The 22,731-nt window shown below is 41.4% G+C and carries 19 protein-coding genes, 1 tRNA gene and 1 pseudogene; 12 read left to right on the top strand and 9 right to left on the bottom strand.

Annotated features, from left to right (window positions below; all coding sequences use genetic code 11):
- Window positions 1–143: 143 nt before the first annotated feature.
- From L4D20_RS12615 to L4D20_RS12605, 3 genes are all read left to right on the top strand, one after another.
- Entirely contained in the window at window positions 144–386 is a 243-nt protein-coding gene (locus L4D20_RS12615) for an HP1242/YdcH family protein (RefSeq protein ID WP_428801946.1), read from the top strand.
- Window positions 387–625: 239 nt separating this feature from the next.
- Window positions 626–1,054, top strand: coding sequence for a VOC family protein (locus L4D20_RS12610; protein WP_428801945.1), 429 nt, complete (start codon window positions 626–628; stop codon window positions 1,052–1,054).
- Between the two features lie 313 nt (window positions 1,055–1,367).
- A complete protein-coding gene (locus L4D20_RS12605) occupies window positions 1,368–2,267 on the top strand; it encodes a hypothetical protein (protein ID WP_428801944.1) in 900 nt (299 codons plus the stop codon).
- Window positions 2,268–2,360: 93 nt separating this feature from the next.
- Here the strand turns inward: L4D20_RS12605 and L4D20_RS12600 are convergent, their stop codons facing one another.
- Both L4D20_RS12600 and L4D20_RS12595 read right to left on the bottom strand, forming a co-directional pair.
- Window positions 2,361–2,618, bottom strand: coding sequence for an HP1242/YdcH family protein (locus L4D20_RS12600; protein WP_428801943.1), 258 nt, complete (start codon window positions 2,616–2,618; stop codon window positions 2,361–2,363).
- A 92-nt stretch (window positions 2,619–2,710) separates the two neighbouring features.
- Window positions 2,711–4,003, bottom strand: coding sequence for an alpha/beta fold hydrolase (locus L4D20_RS12595; RefSeq protein ID WP_428801942.1), 1,293 nt, complete (start codon window positions 4,001–4,003; stop codon window positions 2,711–2,713).
- Between the two features lie 315 nt (window positions 4,004–4,318).
- Here L4D20_RS12595 and L4D20_RS12590 point away from each other — a divergent pair.
- The 5 genes and pseudogenes from L4D20_RS12590 to L4D20_RS12575 all read left to right on the top strand — a co-directional run.
- Window positions 4,319–5,017: pseudogene (locus tag L4D20_RS12590) on the top strand (endonuclease); the annotation flags it as partial.
- Window positions 4,994–5,263: a sunset domain-containing protein gene (locus L4D20_RS24290; RefSeq protein WP_489686421.1), complete on the top strand. Its 270-nt coding sequence runs from the start codon at window positions 4,994–4,996 to the stop codon at window positions 5,261–5,263. The pseudogene L4D20_RS12590 and the gene L4D20_RS24290, both read left to right, overlap by 24 nt.
- Before the next feature lie 578 nt (window positions 5,264–5,841).
- Entirely contained in the window at window positions 5,842–6,270 is a 429-nt protein-coding gene (locus L4D20_RS12585) for an STAS domain-containing protein (RefSeq protein WP_428801941.1), read from the top strand.
- Entirely contained in the window at window positions 6,270–7,274 is a 1,005-nt protein-coding gene (locus tag L4D20_RS12580; RefSeq protein WP_428801940.1) for an ATP-binding protein, read from the top strand. Before L4D20_RS12585 ends, L4D20_RS12580 begins: the two co-directional genes overlap by 1 nt.
- A 4-nt stretch (window positions 7,275–7,278) precedes the next feature.
- The gene (locus L4D20_RS12575; RefSeq protein WP_428801939.1) at window positions 7,279–8,943 is read left to right on the top strand and encodes a putative bifunctional diguanylate cyclase/phosphodiesterase; all 1,665 of its coding nucleotides are present in this window, start codon (window positions 7,279–7,281) and stop codon (window positions 8,941–8,943) included.
- Window positions 8,944–9,006: 63 nt separating this feature from the next.
- On the opposite strand, the gene L4D20_RS12570 is transcribed toward L4D20_RS12575, so the two are convergent.
- On the bottom strand, window positions 9,007–10,164 hold the full coding sequence (locus L4D20_RS12570; RefSeq protein WP_428801938.1) for a winged helix-turn-helix domain-containing protein: 1,158 nt from the start codon (window positions 10,162–10,164) through the stop codon (window positions 9,007–9,009).
- A gap of 201 nt (window positions 10,165–10,365) precedes the next feature.
- Between L4D20_RS12570 and L4D20_RS12565 the strand changes: the two genes are divergently transcribed.
- On the top strand, window positions 10,366–11,139 hold the full coding sequence (locus L4D20_RS12565; RefSeq protein ID WP_428801937.1) for a hypothetical protein: 774 nt from the start codon (window positions 10,366–10,368) through the stop codon (window positions 11,137–11,139).
- A 71-nt stretch (window positions 11,140–11,210) separates the two neighbouring features.
- Here the strand turns inward: L4D20_RS12565 and L4D20_RS12560 are convergent, their stop codons facing one another.
- The 3 genes from L4D20_RS12560 to lpdA all read right to left on the bottom strand — a co-directional run bounded on the left by L4D20_RS12560 (window position 11,211) and on the right by lpdA (window position 15,499).
- Entirely contained in the window at window positions 11,211–12,218 is a 1,008-nt protein-coding gene (locus L4D20_RS12560) for a succinylglutamate desuccinylase/aspartoacylase family protein (protein WP_428801936.1), read from the bottom strand.
- Between the two features lie 80 nt (window positions 12,219–12,298).
- A complete protein-coding gene (gene yfcC / locus L4D20_RS12555) occupies window positions 12,299–13,774 on the bottom strand; it encodes a putative basic amino acid antiporter YfcC (RefSeq protein WP_428802141.1) in 1,476 nt (491 codons plus the stop codon).
- A 318-nt stretch (window positions 13,775–14,092) separates the two neighbouring features.
- On the bottom strand, window positions 14,093–15,499 hold the full coding sequence (gene lpdA, locus L4D20_RS12550) for a dihydrolipoyl dehydrogenase (protein WP_428801935.1): 1,407 nt from the start codon (window positions 15,497–15,499) through the stop codon (window positions 14,093–14,095).
- A 280-nt stretch (window positions 15,500–15,779) separates the two neighbouring features.
- Here lpdA and L4D20_RS12545 point away from each other — a divergent pair, with 280 nt between their 5' ends.
- On the top strand, window positions 15,780–16,739 hold the full coding sequence (locus tag L4D20_RS12545) for an ABC transporter substrate-binding protein (RefSeq protein WP_428801934.1): 960 nt from the start codon (window positions 15,780–15,782) through the stop codon (window positions 16,737–16,739).
- Between the two features lie 38 nt (window positions 16,740–16,777).
- Entirely contained in the window at window positions 16,778–17,440 is a 663-nt protein-coding gene (locus L4D20_RS12540; protein ID WP_428801933.1) for a glutathione S-transferase, read from the top strand.
- A gap of 106 nt (window positions 17,441–17,546) precedes the next feature.
- Here L4D20_RS12540 and L4D20_RS12535 read toward each other — a convergent pair whose 3' ends face one another.
- From L4D20_RS12535 to L4D20_RS12525, 3 genes are all read right to left on the bottom strand, one after another.
- Window positions 17,547–18,359: a crotonase/enoyl-CoA hydratase family protein gene (locus L4D20_RS12535; protein WP_428801932.1), complete on the bottom strand. Its 813-nt coding sequence runs from the start codon at window positions 18,357–18,359 to the stop codon at window positions 17,547–17,549.
- Window positions 18,360–18,512: 153 nt separating this feature from the next.
- Window positions 18,513–18,589 (bottom strand) — tRNA-Val (locus tag L4D20_RS12530).
- A gap of 248 nt (window positions 18,590–18,837) precedes the next feature.
- A complete protein-coding gene (locus L4D20_RS12525) occupies window positions 18,838–19,857 on the bottom strand; it encodes an AbrB family transcriptional regulator (RefSeq protein WP_428801931.1) in 1,020 nt (339 codons plus the stop codon).
- 280 nt (window positions 19,858–20,137) lie between these two features.
- Between L4D20_RS12525 and L4D20_RS12520 the strand changes: the two genes are divergently transcribed.
- On the top strand, window positions 20,138–22,426 hold the full coding sequence (locus L4D20_RS12520) for a glycoside hydrolase family 9 protein (protein ID WP_428801930.1): 2,289 nt from the start codon (window positions 20,138–20,140) through the stop codon (window positions 22,424–22,426).
- Window positions 22,427–22,731 lie beyond the last annotated feature (305 nt).

The raw sequence follows: 22,731 nt of genomic DNA, 5'->3' as shown, positions 1-22,731 counted from the left end.
AATATCCAATCATTATGGAATTAAAAATCCACAATAGTTCTTCTAATGCTTCCTAAGTAACCAAAGTGAGACCTTTCATCTATTATTAGTTTACTAGGCTGAAAATAGCCCAATACATACGCTGCTGAATACAAGGAGTAACTATGCTAGGTGAAAGCCATTCGCTTCTAAAGGACTTCCCAGAATTAAAAGACACCATTTTAACCCGTTCAAAAAATGATGACGCTTTTAAAGCTGAAATGAATAAATACGATGACTTAGATAAAGAAATCAGAAAACTAGAGCTTAAAGACTCTCCCATCGGTGATGAGGAGATGCATCAACTAAAACATAACCGTGCGGAATTAAAAGACGACTTGTACCAACAGCTTATTTCAACCAGTTAAACTGCCCCTGACAATTTCACCCTAAAACAGACTCCCTATAAAAGCTCGTCTTTACGAGCTTTCTTCGTTTTATGCGCTCTGCACCTTTCAAAATCAGCCTTACTCTTTTCATCTTTCTATTCCCGTTAAAAATAAATAAAGAAAAAGCTTTACCTAAACTTAACTTGAGGTTTTAAGGTAACTCTATCGGTACGGATAAATACGATTTCAAATAAGCAATAATTTAAAGGACTAAAACTATGAAAAGTTATGTAGAACACGCGAATATCTCAGTCGTTGAACCTAAAAAAACCATCGCATTCCTAACCGCTGCAATTCCTAGCTGGGAGATTAGAGGTGGAGGTAAATATGAAGACGCAACTGGCAAGCAGATAGAATGGTGCCACGTTGGGGACGATCAATCCTATATAGCTTTAGGTTCGAATGGCAAAGGCGATGCTGAAGATTGGACTGCCCAATTCACTGGGGTTAAGCATATCGGTATTGTAGTACCAAACATCGCCGAACTTGAAGCAAGGCTTACAGAAGCTGGCTACGAATTAGATCATAGAGGAGCGCCTCACCCTCACCGCATCAATGCTTACTATATGGAAGACCACAATATCCAGTTTGAGTTTATTGAGTATCTGTCAGAGCTACCTGCAGAGAAGAATGATTACACGGCTTAGACTCCATAAGGGATTTTTCGACGCTCTCCTTAATCTAATAAGATAAATCGTCGACTATATAAGTAAGGTGAAAAACAGGCAGTCTGCAATTCTGCTCTCTAGATACTACGCCACTGTTGGAAAGCAGTGGTGTTTTTCTGTTTGGCCTATTCGTTTGTTCGTGAAAATTGCAAAACACTAACCCAATCAATAACGAATTGGTGATGAACATTCAGTCGAATCTCTTTAGACTGATCATTAAAACTTGAAGGCTTCAGCTCTGAAAACTGTGGCTTTTGCACAAAAAAAGCATCTCAAACTAGACAGGCACATTATGGACAATAGTATCATTGAGACAAACCACAGAAAGCCAGCGTCTAACGGCATAGTTGATCATCACTCATCAACGATAAGTAAATGGATAAAAAGTGTCATCGTAATATTGCTTTGTACCATTGGTACTTTTAAGTTTCTAGATGACTATACTCACGAGAAAGTTAACCAATCCATCATTCACGGCACTGTCGCTTATGCATCGGTTAAGACATTAAGTACCGGAATTTCCGCTGCAAAAGGCGTCGAGTTTTCCGTTGGCTTAGTCACGACAAGATTGGGAGAGCTATTAGAGCCTGTCAATGAAACTCTCGTTTATACCAGTCATATAATAATGACGGCCCTAGCCTCACTTGGCTTACAAAAAATGCTTCTTGTCATATTCTCTTCGTCGCTGGGTAATAGCATATTAATAACGTTCGGCTGCCTTTACCTGATCTCTTTTTGGTTCAGCCGTTTCTCTCGCTATGAATCCAGAGCAAAGTCACTGTTTATATTTACCGTTTTTGTCAGGTTTTCCTTAGCCTTGTCATTGGGCGCTAATGCACTTATTGATCAAGCGTTTATAGACCCGCAAATTAATGAATCAGTTCAAAGATCGAATGAGTTAACCAGTAGTATTGAAACTATCTCTTTGGAAGATGCCGCTAGCAATGGGGATATAGACTCTACAGAGAAAGAAGGGTTTTGGAGTAAAACAAAAGGGGCATTCGAAGGGTTGTCTCAGTCTCTCGTTAATAAACAAGACCAGATTTTAAACTTACCCGAACTATTCAATAATTACATCATGGATTTCATGAACTTAATCGCGCTTTTTTTATTAAAATCAATCATCTTACCGATTTCATTTCTATTGATTTTAAAGTCTGCATTCCACAAGGTCATTCTTTCATTCACCTAGGTAAGTGGCTAGTGCAAATATATTAAGTGCCTCAAACTCAATGGTAGAGGCACTCACACTAATAGTTTACCGCTCATATAGCCCGAGAAGTTTCTAACTATTTACTAGCTCATGATGCTTAGTTAATTGCACATATAGCGTGTCTTTGAGTTCCATACGCTGAAGTTTGAGATCATGCATACTTTCATCATTAATCGGACTGCCTGATATCTCGAGTTGTCGGATATCGTAGTCGAGCTCATGATACTTCTGAAGCTTCGCTTTGAATGTTGGATCGTCGTGGTTTAACTGGACAATGTCTAATTTAAGTTCAGGAAAATCTAGAATAAAAGCATGGTTTTCATTTAGCATCGGCATTTCCTTTTTTAGTGGATTGCCCTCAGTATAGGAGCAATCCACTATAAGAAATGCGCTTTAAAACACAAAGCGGTAAAGTCGGTAAACTACTTTGGTAAGTTGTCTAGCGCATCTGCCATTGTCATTAAGCGATCGAGTATTTTCTCACCATCAACACCAATTCCGTTATGCTCATATTCATTGGTAATCCATACCTTAGACATCGGAATATTCGCTAGCGTTTCTCGTGTATAGTCGAGCTCTACATACATATCATCCGCATAAGCAGCACATGCCAATGGCACACTGTTTTGACTTAACACTTCAGCATTGTATACATCTACCCAGTCTTCTTTCTCAGCTAAAATATTTGCCGCTTCACGCAACGATTTTAATGTTTCAAGTTGATCAAACATCCATGGGTAAACCATCTCGCCAGTAAACCAAAATTCACTTCCCGCTTGGTAATTAAATTGAGGATATTGCTCGCGCACTCGATGTGCTGACCAGTTTGATGCAAAGCCTTGGCAGTAAATAGGCTCGTGTAAAATGGCGTAAATAGGATTAGTTAGGTAACCCTGCTCTTGCTGCATTTGATTCAAGAAGCTGTAGCTTAATTGCTTGCGTCCACCAACCTCGATAAATGCACTTTCTAGCATGTAATACAGTGGTATGTTTGCCCCGCCACGCCCTAAGTTTATACCGATTAATTGAAACTGTTCGACAGTAAACAACTGTCCATTAGGCAAAGTTACGTTGTTATCTAATAGGTACTGGGCAATGTCGCTGCACATATCTTGAGCTTGAGGGAATTGTGCAAAGAAGGCGTTGTTCTTATCGATAACACGTTTATAAGTGGCTTGGTATACATCATCAGCATGGCGAGAAATCGAAGGGATTCCGCCTGTAACGTAGCAACGCAGTAGGCTTTGAGGAAATAACGATAAGTAAGACAATGTACAAAACCCACCAAAGCTCTGGCCCAATGTTGCCCACTTTTCAATACCGAACTGCTCACGAATCGCTTCTGCGTCACGTACAATATTATCCCCTCGAAAATGAGCTAGATATTCGGCTTGCTGTTTTGGCGTCAGGTGTGCCAACGACTCTTGGTTGATCACAGAGCTATTACCCGTTCCACGCTGATCTAACAAAAGAACTCGGTAATCTTGAAGTGCTCGCTTTAGCCAACCAGAGTCCCCACTTGCTCTCGGAGACGGAAACCCAGGCCCCCCCTGGAAATACACTAACCAAGGCAGTTCCAAATTGTCTTTCGCTAGGTCAACAACCTCACGGGCGAAAACTTGAATTTGTTCACCATCATCATCTTGGTAATTAAGTGGCAGTTGGAAGTTGTGCTGACGATACAACGTAGATCCATCAATAAAGCTCTTTTGCACGTGTTTATCCTTATTTTTATATTATTCGAACTAGTACATTATTAAACTATTACGTTAATAAACAGAATGCGTGAAGGACGAGTGCCTTCTCAGTCCAAGAAATACTACCATTGTTTTTCACTACAAACTGCATGATTGTCCTACCGTTCATTGGTTAAAACCTACATCTTTAATTTCACCAATCATTGAGTCGTTATCCATAACTACACGTTGTAGTTTTGTTGTTCGTAATTTCACGCAAAACAGTGCTTATCGTTAACTTACACAATATAATCAATAAACTACTCATCTATCACTATAGCGACGTATTCTTTTATGCCCTATCGCATTACATCAGTCTTAATCCGTATTATTCTGTTTCTCTCTCTCATTACCACAGCCCATGTTTTTGCTTCGCCGAATAACTTTAATCAAGCAAAAGTCATGGCTAAAAATGATGTCTATTTTGATAGAACACAGTTTGGCACTTTTTACTGTGGCTGCTCATTTACCTTCAAAGGCAGAAGTGGCGGAGTTGTTGATCTCGACTCTTGCGGTTACGAAGTTAGAAAGAATGAAACGCGAGCTCAGCGTATTGAATGGGAGCATATTGTCCCTGCTTCAAACTTTGGGCGGGCTCGTCAATGCTGGCAGGAAGGTGGACGTAAAAACTGCACTAAAAACGACCCTGTATTTTCACAAATGGAAGCGGATCTATTTAACCTAACGCCTTCCGTTGGAGAGGTAAATGGCGACCGTTCCAATTACAACTTTGGCATGGTCCAGGGGAAGAAACAGCACGGTCAATGCGATATTAAAGTCGACTTCAAAAATAGAACGGTAGAACCTAGAGATGAAGTAAAAGGCTTCATTGCTCGAACCTATTTCTACATGCACGACCGTTATCAATTTCCAATTTCAAAGCAACAAGAAAGATTACTAATGAGTTGGGATAGCCAATTCCCCGTCTCAACTTGGGAATTAGAACGCAATAACCGAATTGCTAAAGTAATGGGGCACGACAACCCGTTTGTGACGCGAGATAAATACTGGAGAGAAGGCTTTAGAGCCAATAGTGCTAATTTACCCAGTTTGAACGATTCCAGTAGCACTTCAGAGACAAGCTCGGGGGTAATACATGGAAATAAGCGCAGTAAGGTTTACCACCTTCCTAACGGTTGCCCGAGTTACAATAGCATGAGCGATAAAAACAAAGTCCTCTTTTCTACAGAGCAAGAAGCTCAGAACAAAGGCTTTCGAAAAGCAGGAAACTGCCGTTAGACGCGCTGAACGTCATTAAGTTTGAAACCGAAAATACGTCTTCAAAATTCAATCAAAGCCCGTGAACTACGGGCTTTACTTTTTTGTATAAACAACTGCGTTACTTACATTCCAAATCAAGTACGTTAAATAGTTAACTAATAGCATTACTATCATCTATATATAAAATCCCTTTTATTTCAATGCAATACCACCAATCACCTAGATTGATCGAACATCAATACAAATCAATATTTGCTTTAACTGGGTTTGGTGCATATTGTTTCACATAGAGAGAACTCAACTTGAGGTACTCTAACTAAGTGGGCGACACCGTTATGAATGCTTCGATATTCAAACGTACTACTCCAAAAGGCTTATTATTCGATCCTAGAGTAATCGAATTACTCGAAACAGCTTCCGTTTGTAATAAAATACACACCTTCGCCTCAATAGATCTCGCCTATTCCTGACGAATCATTTCATTTTTTGACGCCTATCAAGAGGCGTCATGTTTATCGATCGGGCGATAATTCGTGGTTCTACAGTCATCGTCAATCTCATTATTTACGTAACAAACATTATGGACAACAGATCACATGGATTTTGACAAAGTAGCAGTAAGTAAAAAACAAATAAGCGGTGAGATACCGATGGTAGCAACAGAGATTATTGATGGTTGCCTCTATTCTGGGCTTTTTGGCTCTCTCGATTCAGCAAGAATGGCGGCCATTATTGATAGATTAATGTCTACCTGTGAGACTCGTGGCGTTCAATCAGTCATCATCGACTTGGGCAATGTTGATGCGATTGATTCGGCCATCGCAGGTCAACTCATTCATCTATCACGAATATTAAAACTCGTTGGTGTTGATACCATCTTTTGCGGTATCAATACGATGCTGGCAAAAACTATGGTCACCACTGGTGTTTCCATTGGCGATGTTAATGTCGTTCGAGACCTAAAATCTGCCCTTGCTCTGTATTTTGAGAAAACAGGGTTAGAACTGGTTAAAGCATGCAAGTAATGTCGCCTCCCATTAAAGAAAATCAGGCGGTATATCATGGTGATATTCTGGGTGAAGATGATGTTTATCATATCGCTTCTATCAGTAAATTAATCTCAAATCAGATAGGATTCTCTTCTTTTGACAGCGGGCTAATGTCGATCGCTGTGTCAGAAGTTGCCATGAATGTCATTCGCCATGCAAAGTGCGGTGTTGTGAGTATCAGATTAACGGGCAACAAAAAAGGCGTTGAAGTAACAATAGAAGACAAAGGCCCTGGTATTGAAAATATAAAAGAAGCGATGAGCGACGGCTTCAGCAGCTATGGAAGTATGGGAATGGGTCTTGGAGCATCGCAGCGCTCCGTTGATGAACTAAAATTCAATAAACATGACTCAACAGGCACCTCGATCACACTCAAAAAGTATTTACCTGTTCCTGAGGATTATATCGATATTTCCGTAATATCCTCTCTCTCTTCGCCCTATACGGCTAATGGTGATAAGTACCACGTGTTCAAGTACAACGGCGACAAAGTGCTCCTAGCATTTTTTGAATATCGATTTAGTGATCTAGGCGAAGACCCGATACAAGTTCGTGAACGAAACAGCCTGATTAAATCTAACCTTCACCTTCCACTCGATAGGCTCATGGACTTAACGATAGAGTTCTTTTCGAATGCAACGAACTTACATGACTTAAAAATATCTCTGTTTAGACTCACACCCGATACGATTGAATATTCCACTCTCGGATTAATCGATATTTTTGGTTACCCTAATCAAGAGTCCAATACTTTAGAATCTTCTCACTTTAGCGAAGACACTGTATTCAAAAACAGAAATACTACGACGCTTAAGCGACCAAACTCCTTTTGCTTCGCTATACAATCGCAAAAAATCACCCATAAAGGTCTGTCTTCGCTAATTCAGCAGGCTTATTCATCCCAAACTATCGCAATGACACTGTTTGATGATTACCCATGTAATCAACAACCGTTAAGTGTGATAGTAATCCAAGGATAGAAGCATGACCGAATCCGTTCAGCAGACAATAGCACTTAGGCAATGCCTTACCGGAATTATTGGTAATGCACCATTTGGCGTTTTAACAATCTCTAACGAGATGGAGGTGAGCATCATCAATGCTGATGCGATTCGACTGTTGGGTTTACCACCATCAAAAATCACAGAAATGGTCGATATCCCCTACTCTGAAGCGTTTATTAACATTCCGGAATTAAAAGAGTGCTTTGAAGAATCAATCATCAAGAAAAAGCGTAGAACCCTTGATATATCAAAAGTTAAAGCGAACGCATTCACCCTCAATATCAAATGCAGAGCCATGCTGCACGGCACGCTAGTTATCATATCAAACGTAACGGAACAAACACTTCTTGAGGAACAGCTTATTCACCAAGCAACTCACGACGGCCTAACCAAACTAGTCAATCGACAACAGTTTGAGGAAAGACTCGACCGCTTTATCGAGAAGTCTAAAAAACATAATTTATCTGGCGTTGTTATTTTTGTTGATGTCGACCGCTTTAAACCCATTAACGACTCTGCTGGCCACGCCGCTGGTGATGAATTACTCAAACGCATCACCTCTATCATGAAAGAACACATTCGTGAGAGAGATACACTAGCGCGATTGGGGGGCGATGAATTTGCCATCCTTTTAGAAATTTGTTCGCTTGATAAAGCCGTTCAAATTGCTGAAAACTTAAGAAAAGAGATCGAATCCTACGTTTTCATGTATGGCGAAAAGTCATTCAAGATTGGTATTTCCGCGGGCGTCTCTTTAGTCAACCTACAGTGTGATACCGTTAGTTCGGTGATCAATGCTGCTGATAACGCCTGCCAAATTGCAAAAAACAGTGGCAGAAATAGAGTCCATGTTGTTGATTTTAATAAAGCCGAACTCGATGAGCATATCCGCGAGGTTGAATGGCTAGCGAAACTAAATGATGCCCTAGCCTCCAACAGTTTCGTTCTTTACGCTCAGAAAATACGTCCATTAAATGATAAAATTGAGCAAGACCATGTTGAGATTTTAATTAGGCTTCGTACGGATCAAGGTGAGATTATCTCACCCGGTGTGTTTATCCCTCCTGCAGAGCGATATGACCTGATGCCTAGCATTGATCGATGGGTTCTTAAAGAAGCCTTCAGTCAAATGCTTCCGCATCGAAACTATTCAATCAACCTTTCAGGGCAAACCCTTTCAGATAGTAGTCTCATCTACTATATCGACACGTTATTAACCCATTACCCAGTAGACCCTGAGCAAGTTTGTTTTGAGATTACTGAAACAGCAGCAATTCAAGATATAAATAGGTCTGTTAAGCTCATCAATGAACTAAAAACAAAGGGGTTTCGATTTTCTCTAGATGACTTTGGTTCTGGCCTTTCTTCGTTCCTTTACCTTAAAAAACTGCCTGTTAATTACTTAAAAATAGACGGTGATTTTGTAAAGGATATCGCTACCGATCCTGTTTCGTATGCCATGGTGAAATCAATCAATGAAGTGGGACACACCATGGGATTAAAAACAATCGCTGAATTTGTTGAAAATGAAGAGATATTGACGAAGTTAGCCCAGATTGGCATCGATTATGTTCAAGGTTACCATATCCATAAACCACAACCACTCGAAGAGATCTACAGCCCTGCGTATCTAGCTGTGATCTAAGAAAAGACGTCCATTATGTAGAGGTGAAGCGTTACTCTACAGCGAATCAACTTCAAATCAGTGTTATGACTGACGTATCGTTATCTTTTCTATGTTGAACTGCTCGCATTGATTAAATTTCGAAAATGCATTTAGCTCTTCTTCCAGCGCAGATAGAAACATCTCTTGATTTCTCACTGATGGCTCAACGGCCAAGTGAATGACATTGAGTGTTGACGTTTTTTTATCAACCTTGCAATCCGCCCTTGCAACTAATTCACCTCCCCAAAGAATAGGTAGGCAAAAATAGCCAAATATCCGCTTCTGCTCTGGGACATAACATTCAATGAGATAATCAAAGTCAAAAATCGAGCTAGCGCGTTTACGTTGAATCAGTAAGTTATCAAACGGTGATAGTATCTTAGCCTTCGTCTTACTTAAGCGTTTATTCAGAAGAGAAAATACATCACAACAAGCAAAGTACTCATTCCCGCTTATCACGACCTTCTCAATCTCCCCGCTTTCACACAATTCATTAATCGTTTGACTGACCTGAGTCTTGAGTCCTTTCAGTAAGTAGGTGATCTCGGACAGTTTGCCAAAACCATGCGCCCTTAAATAGCGAAGAACCAAAAACTTACCGTGTTCCTGCTCTGATGGAAGAGAAACGTCCAACCCATTGGGTAGCACTCTTTCGGTCAGGTCATACACTTTGTGGAAGTTTTTACGCTCAGGAATCATCAGCTCACCCTGCATATACAGCGTTTCTAATGCTCGCTTAGTTGGCTTACTACCCCAACCATTGGTTTTCGTGATCTTTGAATCAAAATCCTTTGCCATTAATGGCCCATCATCTTTGATTCGCTTAAGAACCTCCTTCATCAGTTTGTGATCTTTGGTATACCAATGACTCTGTTCATTCGAACGAATGGCTTCTTTGCGTGGCAAACTGAATCGATAATCACTCATTGGTAGATAAGCGGCGGCGTGTGACCAATACTCAAACACCTTCTTCTCCGCCACCAACCGATCAAGGTGTTCCGGTTGATAGCTAGGGTTGCGGTTCCAAAGTGTATGGTGATGCGCCCGTTGAACAACGGAAATCGTATCAATCTGCACGTAACCTAATCGTTCAAATACCCCAAGACTCTTAGAGTATCCTTTGCCTGATAAAGATTTAGCCGGCAAGCCTTGCGAAAGAAGCGCTAGTTTTCTTGCTTGAGTAATCGAAAGTGAGGTCATGATCATCCATCTAGATAAGAAGCTCGAAATGCCAATTCGGTGGCGTCACACGACATTATCACAACCTATATATTGTTCATAATATCATCATCAAGCACAAAACGATGAACCGCTAAAGGCAGTTGACTTATATACATTTTTTTACTTTATCCACTGGAGCCCCTATGCTCATGACAGGTCATAAGAAACGGAAGGTATGAAATGAATTTTCCACCCGCTCTCAAACATGGTCTCATTGAGCCCGTAATCGATAATGTTTATTGGGTTCGAGGTAGTGTTCATCTAAAGGCCCCACACCCTAGATTTGGCCCTATGACACTGAAATTTAGTCGAAATATGGTCATCATCAAGCAAGATAATGAGCTGACCTTAATCAATTCAGTACGATTAAATGACCAAGCACTCTCTGAATTAGATCGATTAGGCAAAGTAAAGCATGTGGTAAGACTTGCCGCCTTTCACGGCATGGATGACCCATTTTATAAAAACCGATACAACGCAACAATGTGGTCTGTAAACGCGCCTTATTTTCATGGTGTTGACCCTAGCAAAACAGACGCTCACTATTTTACGGCCGACAAAATCCTTTCACCAAAGAGTCTTCCTCCTATTCCTGATTTGAAATACTTCGAGATCAGTTCAGGGTTGCTCAATGAAGGACTTTTACACCTAAATCGTGAAGACGGAGTTGCCATCTCTGGCGACAGTCTACAAAACTGGCATCAAGCTGATAAGAACTTTAACCTGACCGCTAAATTTATGATGAAGAAGATGGGATTCATAAAAAGAGCGGCAATCGGCCCGGGGTGGCTACAAGCAAATAAACCCGATCTTTCAGATTTATATGAGTTTTTAGATTGGCAATTTGAACGCATAGTCCCTGCACATGGTGAACCCATTCACTCCGGTGCGAGCAACGCCTATAGAGAGACAGTAGAAAAACTATTGGCTAAGCATAGATTGGATAATTCTTAATCCTTTATGAAGGCCGAGTCTGGCTCGGCCTTCATAGCAATATATACACCTAGGAATTCACAATTAAGACATCACAGCTTGGATATTAGCCTAACTATCAATGCGCCAGGTTCACGCATAGAGTCAATGTTGTGGCTCAGCACGGTTCCGTTATTTGGCGCAACGTAACGCTCTGTTTCTTCACCAAAAGCATTGTAACTAATAGCAAGTAACTCACCTTCCACAACCGATTGCAGCAATTCAACTTGCGGTAATACAAAGCCGCCTTCGTTTGCTCGAATGGAAACAATATTATTACCTTCAAAAGCCGATCTATATTCGGGCTTCACTTCGCCTTCAATAACCGACTGATGACGTAAGATCTCTTCAATGCCTTCTACCGTACGATCAATCAAAGGTTGTTGAATAATTTTCGCAGTCCCTACTTCAATAGTAATGCTAGGAATATTGGCTTGATTCCAAACAGTCTCAAGTACACCTGTATCCCCAGGGTCATTTAGAATCACATCAGGTTGAGCTTGGCGCGCCATGTTTAAAGACGCTTCAATTCTAAAATCGGCGAAGATGTATAGAGGATACGTTGCACCCGAGGTTTGAGTATGAAGATCAATGGCCAAATCTGCATTTGATTTCAATAAGTTCTGCCACAATGAATCTACATAACGATTCGCTGCATCACCTTGTGGGTTACCCGGAAAAAAGCGATTGAGGTTACACGGTGATGCGTCAGGGTCAGAAGAGGAATAGTCACGGCTATGATTTAGCATTCCTGGTAAATTGATTGTCGGAACAATAGTGACTGTACCTGAAACAACCTTTCCCTTTAATTGACGTCCAAGTTTTTGAGCCGCTAACACGCCATTAAGTTCATCACCATGCACACCAGCGGTTACCATTACTCGTGGCCCTTCCTGCTCACCTTTCAACACGATAACAGGAAGATATTGATACTGGCCAATCGCCGTACTTGCTACTTGAAACCAAAATTGATGCTCACCAGCGGTCAAGCTAGCCACATCTAGTGAAGAAATAATTGAACGACCTTGTATAACATCGCCCTGAAAACTTGAATTAGACAAAACCAAACTCCCAATGAAAAAGGCGAGTCACCTCGCCTTAGATTTAAAGTTTATTGGTAATACTTATGAAAACGACAGTATTACGAAAAGCCCATTACATGAGCACCGACAACCACGAAACTTGAAAGCACAAATAGCATCAAAATGAAGCGCCAACAGAATCGAGCCCAGTCTCCCCAATCAATGCGACAAACACCAAGCGTCGCCATTAACGAAGCTGATGTTGGAACAATAATATTGGTAAAGCCATCACCTAATTGGAACGCCAAAACAGCTACCTGCCTTGTAACGCCAACAATATCAGCAAGTGGTGCCAGTAATGGCATCGTTAACGCAGCTTGACCTGAACCTGAAGTAACAAAGAAATTAAACACAGACTGGAATACATACATCAACCACGCAGCGACAACATCAGGCAATCCACTGATCGCCATGCCTGCACCGTTTAAAATTGAGTTTAGAACACTCGATTCATCAGTAGAACCGCCGCCTAAAATCAATAAAACACCTTTAGCACAACCTACTAATAATGCGGGTGCTAACATGATGCTTGCACCTTCTTTAAACGAAGCGGCTATATCGTTTACGGTCATGCCGTTAAGACGGAAAACAACACCGATAATGCCGGCGATAAAGCCCATAGTGAAAAATTGAGATGCGATTTCAGGAATGTACCAAGCGTGAGCGACAACGCCCCATACAACCCATACAGTCGTTGCGATAACCGTCGAAATAACAAGCGTATCACCCAAATTCCAACGTGAGTTTTGATCTCCAGCGTCTTGATTGCGGAAATATTCATCACTCACTCGGCTATAAGACAACTTAGGGTCAGCCTTAATTCTTGATGCGTACATCATGGTAAAAGCAATGCCGATCAGCGTGAATACCGCCCACATCGTCATCCTCATCTGCATACCCGATAATACAGGAACACCTGCTATACCCTGTGCGATCGCCACTGAAAATGGGTTCATCCATGAGGTAGCAAAACCGATTTGCGTTGCAACGTAAGTCACCATAACCGTTGTAATACCGTCATAGCCAAGACGAACCATTAAGGGCGCTATGATAATGGCAAACGCTACGGCTTCTTCACCCATGCCAAAAACGGCACCGCCGAGTGAAAATAGCAAAAATAGAACAGGAATAAATAGCGCTTCACTGCCTTTCGTTTTATCGATAAGGCGTAAAATACCGTTATCAATGGTGCCTGTGCGCATCACGACACCAAACGCACCACCAATGACAAGCATGAACATAATAACGCCAATAGCGCTTCCCCATTTAGAACCAGACACTAGTCCTTCAAACGGGAAATTCATTAGGCCGATACCACCGCCCGAGGCGAAGAAGCCTATTTTGTTATAAACCAGTTCACCTTCACCATCAGTCGTATACGTGAATGAATGAGGATCTATCACAGTACGAGATTTCTCGATACCTTCCGCAATGTACGTCACTTCTTGGCTATCAAAGTGGCCTGCAGGAATTAGGTAGGTCAGAATACTGGCTAATATTCCGACAATAAAGATGAGAACCAGTGTATCGGGCATTTGCCAAGTTTTTGCTTGCTGCACTTGTGGCTGCACGTCCATTTCAGCTTGAGACATATAATATATTTTATTTAGTAGAACAGGGCGTAAAATATCATTTATTTAGCATAAAAAATCAATATAAATACCAATTAATGAAAGAAGAAACTACACATTCATTGATATTGAAGCATTAATCACTGAAAAGGTTGAATTATTAAGCTGAAATGGATTGAGACGTAGATCTTGATTGGATAATAACGTTATAGAATTAGAAGCGGAATAACGAACTAGGTATTAGCCTAGCTCGTTAACAAGGATATTGATTAGAAATGACAACTAGCGACGTCGGCTTGGCAACATGTCGGTCATTGATCCCTCAACTAATTCCGCGGCAAAAGCGAAGGTCTCAGCCAACGTTGGGTGTGCATGAACAGTGTGAGCGATGTCTTTTGCTCTACCACCTAATTCAAGAACCGCAGCAGCTTCATGGATAAGCTCACCGGCATTTTCACCACATATACCCGCCCCTAACAGAGCACCCGACTTTTTATCAAACAATGCTTTCGTTACACCGTTGGTTGCCCCAACACTTTGCGCACGTCCGCTTACAAGCCAAGGCACTTTACCTATATCGTAATCAAGCCCTTCTTGCTTCGCTTCCTGCTCGGTTAAACCAACCCAAGCAAGCTCAGGGCTAGTATAAGCAACAGATGGAATTGCAGTTGGATGGAAAGTTGAATCTAAACCTGAGATAACTTCAGCGGCGACTTTACCCTCATGGCTCGCCTTATGAGCTAACATTGGACCTTTAACGATGTCTCCAATGGCGTAGATATGAGGTAAAGAAGTCTGCATACTTTCATTCACCTCGACCAGCCCTTGCTCATTCACCAAAACACCGACATTTTTTAAACCTATGCCCGATGTGTTAGGTCTTCGACCTACCGCAACCAACACAGCATCGAACGTTGCGTTTTCTGGCGCCTTTTTACCTTCAAAGGAAACGACAACACCCTCAGGTGTGGCTTCCATAGCGGTCACTTTGGTTTTAGTTAGCATTTGGTATGTTTTTTTGATTGCTTTGACAAGAGGTTGAACTACGTCTTTATCTGCGGCTGGAATAATTTGAGCTTGCGCTTCAACTATCGTTATCTCGGAGCCCAGTGCCGAATAGACCTGAGCCATCTCCAGTCCAATGATGCCTCCGCCGACAATCAGCAACTTTTCAGGGATATTTTGTAAAGACAACGCGTCAGTTGAGTCCCAAATGCGCGGATCGTTTGGTCCAATTGGTAATTTAACCGAGTGAGATCCCGTCGCAATAATGGCATGTTGAAATTCGATTAGTTGTTCTTCATCAGCCAGAACCGACAGTGTATTTTCACCAATAAATTGGCCTTCACCTTGTAGTCGCATTACTTTTCTCGCTGTAGCCAGATTCGCAATGCCTTTTGTAAGCTCTGAAATCGTTTCTTCTTTATGGCCTCGTAACGCATCGATATCAATTTCTGGATCCGAAAATGAAATACCCATTTTAGAGCCGTGCTTACTATGCTCAATCAACGAAGCGGCATGAAGTAATGTTTTTGATGGAATGCAACCTACGTTGACGCACACACCACCTAAAGTATCTCGTTTTTCAACAATGCATACTGTCATTCCAAGATCTGCAGCTCTAAAAGCCGCTGTATAGCCTCCCGGCCCACCACCAAGTACAACTACATCAACACTGATCGATCCCATCCTCAAAGCCCCTTCTTAAGCTATTAAACTCTCAACATACGAACAAAGGCAGCACAATGCGCCAGATGGTTACAGATTTACCCTATAAAAAGGCCAAGATAAACCCACGAATTGAAATATCTGATGTTGGCTCACCTTAAATTCAAAGAGATCAAACAATATGCACCTCAGATCAATAAATCACCCAAACCTTTATCCAACATTGCTTTGAAGTTCCCCGAGTAATGTTTTTATCCGATTTAATAACTACACTTAGCTTTATGCCGTGTTAGGAGGTGGTATGAAGTCTATTTATCTATTGCTACTGTTCTTTATTAGCGCTTTTGCTTACTCACAAGAGATGGTGTTTGTTCATAGTTATCACTTCGAATATCCGTGGGTTAAAGAGTATAGGCAAGGGTTTGAGTCAGAGATCGACGGATTTAATATTCATCATTTTCAGATGGATACAAAACGGAGACCTGCTGAAGAATTTGAAGAGATAGCGGATAAAGCATGGACATTTATTGAACAAAACAAGCCCGATGTCGTTGTCATCTCTGACGATAATGCTCTGAAATATTTGGGTCCACGCTTAACAAAGAACCGAATTCCTACCTTTTTCCTTGGTATCAATGCGAACCCTCGTTTGTATGTAAGTATCACCGACACAATTACAGGTGTATTAGAGCGACACTTGCTCGAAAATACCGTTCACATGATCAAAAAATTGCAACCTAGCGTGAAAAGAATCAAGATCATCATGGACAGTGGGGCGACATCACATGCCATTTTAGAAACTTCATTTTCAAATAAGACTAAGCTATTGATCCATGGCATAGAGGTCAACACCTACTTTATTGGTTCGAAAGAGAGCTGGTTCGAGAATACTAAAAGTGCCAAATCAGAGGGTTATGATGCATTGATAATGACGAGTTTTGCATCGCTAAAAGACAAGTCGGGGCAACACTTTCTAATGGATGACGTGATCAGTTGGACAAGCTCTCATACCCCTATCCCACTTTATTCTTTTTGGAATTATGAAATAGGGACAGGCAAAGCAATCGCCGGTGTCACCGTCAGCGCACTACAACAAGGTATAACCGCAGCCCAACAAGTTAAGCAATATATAGACTCAGGCATTATGCCGATGATCACGACACCCAAAAAAGGTAACATTGTATTTAGCCAAACTGAGTTGAAACGTTGGAATATACAGGCCCCACCCGAGCTATTAAAGCGAGCTAAATTACGCGATTGAGTGTATTTTATCGTAATAACATAAATACTTAGGTTCATATGTCTGTAGTTAAAGAAAGCCCTCCAATACTCTATTCATTGCAACATTGCCCTTATGCAATGCGTGCTCGAGTTGCTCTATATAAAGCGAAACAGCAAGTTCTCATACGAGCCATCAAGCTCAACAATAAACCTGAAGAAATGCTTATCTCCTCTCCAAAAGGAAGCGTGCCAGTTTTATGTATTAATGAGAATTGTACGATTGATGAGAGCCTAGAAATCATGCTTTGGGCTCTGGCTAAAAATGACCCGTATGAACTGCTACTAAGCGATCAGCCAAGCGCTGTAGCAGATATGGTGAGTTTGATTGCTGATTTTGAAAGTACATTCATACCCAATATGGAAGCTTACAGCTGTGCTAAACGCTATCATGACGATGATATACTCACTCATCGCCAATCTTGTGAAATGCAACTTCTGAAACTAGAAGAAATGCTAAGTAAGCATCGATTTTTATTCTCTGAAAACGAGAGTTTACTAGATATTGCTCTATTCCCTTTTATTCGAAAGTTCGCCCGCATTGAGCGGCATTGGTATTTACAAAGCCCCTATCCAAAGTTACGTCAGTGGTTAGATGGCTACTTGCAAAGCCCAATGTTTAGTAAGGTAATGGCTAAGCATGAGTTATGGTTAGATCATCGTCAGGATATTTACTTTGGTTGACCATTAATGGCTGGCGGGGGCTGATAATTGGAAACTCACCTAAGCAAAAAATTAGCCAACCTTGGTAGCCAGATCGAAAGTGGAAAATAAAGAGTTAACTAATCAATCACTTAAACTTACGAGGTAAATAGCTACGCTTAGCATGCGGTTTTCGTTCTCTACTGATCGCAATGGCTCTATTTTTCCCTAAGCCCACTTTAATTTGGTACCAAGTTTCAAGGAAAAGGGCCTTACCGGCACTTGACCACCACGTCTGGTTATACAGTTTTTTATTTGCCGCCAATACATCGGGTGAGCGCTCGATACACGCCAATGCCAACTCGTAAGCTGCACTAAAGGGCTCATCTACAACTTTCGTTACCAAGCCTATTTTATGTGCCTCGTCACTATTAATTACTTTGGCGGTCATGGCTAGCTCAAGTGTATGGTCTTGCCGCATCACTTCTCTAAATGCAATAGCGCCACCCATATCAGGGATCAGACCCCATTTTGCTTCCATGATTGAAAAGTTCGCATCATGAGACGCTATACGAAAATCCCCTCCACTCACTAACTGTAAGCCTCCCCCCCAACAACGGCCATGGATAGAAAAAATGACCGGACAAGGGATGTCACGCCAAGCCAGTGAAAAACGTTGAGCATCATTTGGTCGTGTCGGCCACCATTTAAACAGCAATTTTACTGCATCAATTTTACTCGTCAGCAATGACTTCACATCTAAGCCTGAGCAAAAATCACTACCGGCACCTTGTACAATCACGGCCCTAACCAATCTATCTCGCTTAAGTTTTTTAGTAAGTGCGTTCACTTGGCGAAACATCTCCATATCAATAGCATTAAGCTTATCGGGACGATTTAAGGTAACAATGGCGATTTTGTTTTTATCGATTTCACACTTAATGCGAGGCTGTGTTGGCATATTGGCTTCCGAATAGTGGTCACACCACTACCGTAAACAAAAAATTAACAAGTTTAAAGACAGAGTTGTTTAGAATGAGAGAGCAGAGCAAATTTCAGACGTAAAAAAGCCCACACTAGGTGGGCTTTTTTACTTGTTCATAAAGAACGAATTTGGTGCCCGCTACTGGACTCGAACCAGTGACACCTTGCATGTCATGCAAGTACTCTAACCAACTGAGCTAAGCGGGCAATGTTTTAAAGGCTTCAATCTAAATCGTTAACAATCAACGTGTTACTTAGAAGTTGCTTTGCCTTGAGAACGAGATAGATATTAACTATTCATTACGCGGTCGTCAACTGCGATATTGCATTTTTTTGTGCTATTGAGTGCGTTTGCTCACTAACTCGACAAGTTGATTAACAAGCCGTCACTCTACTGCCATTTAAGTGTGTACCTTTATAGAATCAGATCGTCTCTAACAAAATATAAATTCACTCTATTGCTTTTGTTGCAAAAGAAACTGACGAAAAAATAAGGGTAGCGTGTGCAGGATACCTAGCCTCACTACATGGTTAATCATAACGAATGCAGGCTCTAGACCAAGCATAAGTGCGACTGCTGTCATTGCTTCCACATTTCCGGGAACCCATGACAAGAGCAATACAAGCCACTCTACCCCGGTTATTAAACTCATAACGAAAGAGAATAATATCGTAACAGACAAACTAATGGCGGTAACTAATACCCCAGCACGAACATAACTCACCACATGGTCAACCGAAACTTCTGATAATCGTAAACCAATAAAGGCGCCCAATGCCATCGTCGATAACCACAACAAAGCAGCAGGGATAACGAGCGTAACCTCATGGATCGATTCTTTTACAACCACCGAACAAATTAACGCCATCACCATATACGGTGCGGGTACACCAATTTTTGAAGCAAACCACCCAGAGATTAGGCTGATAGCAGCAACCATCAGTAACGTCGGGCTAATCCCAACAAACCATTGTGGGCTACTTAACGTTGTTTCCACATTGGAAGGAGTAAAGTAAGAAATCGTCGCGGCAGTTGAAACCAATATAATCAAACGAACGGAATGAGCAAAAATCACCTTAGGGGAAGCGCTCGCATACTTATCTCCCATCGAAAGAATTGCAGCCAGCGCACCGGGAATTGCACCTAAAAAGCTATCAACATCGCTCCACCCTTCGCGTTTCTTAAGCCATAAGAAAGCACTCATTGTTTGTATCGCCAAGCAACAAATCAAAGCCATGAGCAGTATTGGACTAAACTGCTCAGTTATAATGCCAAAAGAAACAACCGTTCCAACACTCATGCCGAGTACTGTTTGAATAAAGATGATGGTGTGTTTTGGTAACGACAATGAAAACTTGCTATACCTACTCGCAAGTAAGATTGCAATAACTGCACCAAATAGTTCCCCCATAGGAATACTTAAACAGTACCCTACCACCGACCCTATTAACGCAATACTCAACGCTGCAAACATTCCATATCCTTAACTGCTTTTTGTAGACCGTATTGTATAGGATTTTTCTCGTTTACTTTTATCACATACAAAAGAAATGACATTAAGTCATTAAAATAACTCGCTTCTTTTGTTCTCATGAAACACATTCACCTGCTATGCACGTCTTTATCTATCAATCACGATTCTACAATTTAGTTCATAAATAGTTCACGAATTAGGCAGCTATACATTGTTGTTAAATCGTACATTTTCCATGCTACTAGGAACTCATATAAGGAATGTAACGAGGAGATATTTAATGAAACCATATCTATACACGCTGCCTATTTTAATCGGTGTAAGCGGGCATAGCTTTGCCAATCAAGAAATGCTAACTAATGGGAACTTTGAAAAAGAGCTAGCACATTGGTGGGTCGCTGGAACATCTGTAAGTGTCGAAAATGCAGAAGCCTGCGCGACGATTTCTAGCCCCGGCAGTAACCCTTGGGATGTTATATTAGGGCACGCTAACATCGGGCTTGCTGAAGGCAATGACTATAAGATTACATTTGATGCAAAAGCGAATGTCGAAACTAAAGTAAAAACACTCATCCAACATGAAGGGCCCCCATATACACACTACTTTGTTACTCATACTGAATTAACACCGTCTTGGGATTCTTACTTTTATCAATTTAATCAAGAGCTACCAAGCGATGCTGGTGCAGAGTTTCAGTTTCAAATGGGCGCACAAAAAGAGGCGATTGTTTGCGTTCGAAATATCTCTATTAATGGTGTACCTTACGTAGAGGATAAAAGCGTTTCTCCCCTTCGAGTCAATCAGACAGGCTTTCTTCCGATGGCTGACAAGAAGGCTTTTTTTGTTTCAGATTCAACCGACCCACTTCGTTGGAAGCTATTTGACTCGAAAGGCATCAATATAGATATAGGACGCACAGTTCCCTTTGGCCTTAATAAAGCATCAGGTGAAATGGTTCACCAAATTGACCTCAGCTACATAACGACCGAACAACAGGGCCTTAAACTCAAGGTTGACGATATTGAGTCTTTCTCATTTGATATCAGCTCTTCGATTTACTCTGAGATGAAGCATGATGCGCTTTCTTACTTCTACCAAAACCGTAGCGGAATCGAAATAGATAGCAAATATGTTCAAAGAGATAACCTAGCGAGACCCGCTGGGCATGTAAACGATATCGTTTCATGCTTCGATAAAGTCGATGCATGGGGAAATCAATGGCCAGGTTGTGATTTCAAGGTTGATGTAACTGGTGGTTGGTACGATGCGGGTGATCACGGGAAATACACTGTTAATAGCGGTATCACTACATGGACGCTGCTTAATCTCTATGAGCGCGGTGTTTGGCTTGATCACGTCGAAATCCCCTTTCCTGATGGAACAGTACAAATTCCTGAAAATACTAATGGCGTAAACGACTTGCTTGACGAGGCTCGTTGGAATATCGAGTTTATGCTTTCAATGCAAATTCCTGCGGGTCACCGTGTTGTAGCCCCTATTGGAAATCAATCAGATGGTAAAAAACTAACGTTATCAGAGATTGATGGCTCAAGCCTTGTCTTCCATAAAATAGCTGATGAGTCGTGGACTGGCATTCCATTAGCTCCGCATCAAGACAAAGAAAAGCGTCATGTCGGCCAACCTAGCACCGCTGCTACTCTGAATGTTGCAGCCATTGGTGCTCAATGTGCTCGTATTTGGAAATCAATCGACGAGAAATTTTCTCAGAAGTGTTTGAATGCTGCAGAAAATGCGTGGAAGGCGGCAAAAGCTAACCCTGAGATTTATGCCTATGACAATTTCATCGGTTCAGGGCCTTACGATGATTTAGAACTTTCTGATGAGTTCTATTGGGCTGCTTCTGAGCTCTTTATTACAACGGGTAAGGAAAACTACCGAGATGAAGTCACAGCCTCACCACTGTTTTTGGATACACCTAAAGGTGATATCGAAACCACAGGTGATATTTTCTGGCAATACACATCTCCATTAGCAACACTTAGCCTTGCTTTAGTGCCTAATGAATTAGAGAAAAATCATATTGAGAAAGCCCGCGCAAATATCATTACCACGGCAAAAGCCTATCAGACACAAATAGCCGAAGAAGGTTATGCCATACCATACTCAGTTACACAATACCCTTGGGGTTCAAATTCGAACCTAGCTAATCGGGGGATTTTCTTAGTGTATGGTTATGACTACAGCAAAGACGTATCTCTGGTAAAAGCAGCAGCGAGCGGAATGGATTACATACTTGGTGGAAACCCAATGAATATTTCATACGTTACTGGTTACGGTCAGTACGCCGTAGAACAACCACATCATAGATTTTGGGCCAATGTAGCCAGTGATAGCTTCCCTAAACCTGCGCCAGGCGCGTTGATTGGCGGTCCAAATTCAACGAGTTTTAGTGATCCTATCGCGTCCGGTATGCAAGGATCCTGTACTGGGCAAACCTGTTTTGTTGACAAGATTGGCGCTTGGACAATGAACGAAATTACCATTAACTGGAATGCCCCGTTAGTTTGGTTAACCACCGCACTAGATGAAGGCCGTCTAGATATATAGGATAAATATTAGTACCAAATCTTTACTCTAAATTACAAAGATAGAGACCACTAACCCCAAGTCCACCTTGGGGTTTATCTTTAGTAAGCACAAAAGTAGTGGACTTTGCCTACCAAAGGAATATCAATAGACCCTCTTATTACACCCGATACATTACACTCAACCATAGCGCCAGGGATAATCAACTAGCCTCTTATCAAGATCACAATTATGTGATACTCATTCCACTATTCGATTGCATCTATAGCAAAAATGCCTATCATTCACGCTTGTTTACAGGTTAATTTGATATAAGTCAGGAAATC

Origin of the sequence: Vibrio kyushuensis (assembly GCF_050337325.1) — a bacterium.
GTDB lineage: Bacteria > Pseudomonadota > Gammaproteobacteria > Enterobacterales > Vibrionaceae > Vibrio > Vibrio kyushuensis.
Note: the sequence above shows the minus strand (reverse complement) of the source record. Positions and strands in the feature narration are given on the sequence as shown.

Bases quoted from the DNA above. Each gene is read 5' to 3' on its own strand.
- L4D20_RS12600 (WP_428801943.1), bottom strand. From the start codon at position 2,618: ATGCTAAATGAAAACCATGCTTTTATTCTAGATTTTCCTGAACTTAAA.
- L4D20_RS12565 (WP_428801937.1), top strand. From the start codon at position 10,366: ATGAATTTTCCACCCGCTCTCAAACATGGTCTCATTGAGCCCGTAATC.
- L4D20_RS12605 (WP_428801944.1), top strand. From the start codon at position 1,368: ATGGACAATAGTATCATTGAGACAAACCACAGAAAGCCAGCGTCTAAC.
- lpdA (WP_428801935.1), bottom strand. From the start codon at position 15,499: ATGGGATCGATCAGTGTTGATGTAGTTGTACTTGGTGGTGGGCCGGGA.
- L4D20_RS12575 (WP_428801939.1), top strand. From the start codon at position 7,279: ATGACCGAATCCGTTCAGCAGACAATAGCACTTAGGCAATGCCTTACC.
- L4D20_RS12545 (WP_428801934.1), top strand. From the start codon at position 15,780: ATGAAGTCTATTTATCTATTGCTACTGTTCTTTATTAGCGCTTTTGCT.
- L4D20_RS24290 (WP_489686421.1), top strand. From the start codon at position 4,994: ATGGGGCACGACAACCCGTTTGTGACGCGAGATAAATACTGGAGAGAA.
- L4D20_RS12610 (WP_428801945.1), top strand. From the start codon at position 626: ATGAAAAGTTATGTAGAACACGCGAATATCTCAGTCGTTGAACCTAAA.
- L4D20_RS12535 (WP_428801932.1), bottom strand. From the start codon at position 18,359: ATGCCAACACAGCCTCGCATTAAGTGTGAAATCGATAAAAACAAAATC.
- L4D20_RS12520 (WP_428801930.1), top strand. From the start codon at position 20,138: ATGAAACCATATCTATACACGCTGCCTATTTTAATCGGTGTAAGCGGG.
- L4D20_RS12540 (WP_428801933.1), top strand. From the start codon at position 16,778: ATGTCTGTAGTTAAAGAAAGCCCTCCAATACTCTATTCATTGCAACAT.
- L4D20_RS12585 (WP_428801941.1), top strand. From the start codon at position 5,842: ATGGATTTTGACAAAGTAGCAGTAAGTAAAAAACAAATAAGCGGTGAG.
- L4D20_RS12525 (WP_428801931.1), bottom strand. From the start codon at position 19,857: ATGTTTGCAGCGTTGAGTATTGCGTTAATAGGGTCGGTGGTAGGGTAC.
- L4D20_RS12580 (WP_428801940.1), top strand. From the start codon at position 6,270: ATGTCGCCTCCCATTAAAGAAAATCAGGCGGTATATCATGGTGATATT.
- yfcC (WP_428802141.1), bottom strand. From the start codon at position 13,774: ATGCCCGATACACTGGTTCTCATCTTTATTGTCGGAATATTAGCCAGT.
- L4D20_RS12615 (WP_428801946.1), top strand. From the start codon at position 144: ATGCTAGGTGAAAGCCATTCGCTTCTAAAGGACTTCCCAGAATTAAAA.
- L4D20_RS12570 (WP_428801938.1), bottom strand. From the start codon at position 10,164: ATGACCTCACTTTCGATTACTCAAGCAAGAAAACTAGCGCTTCTTTCG.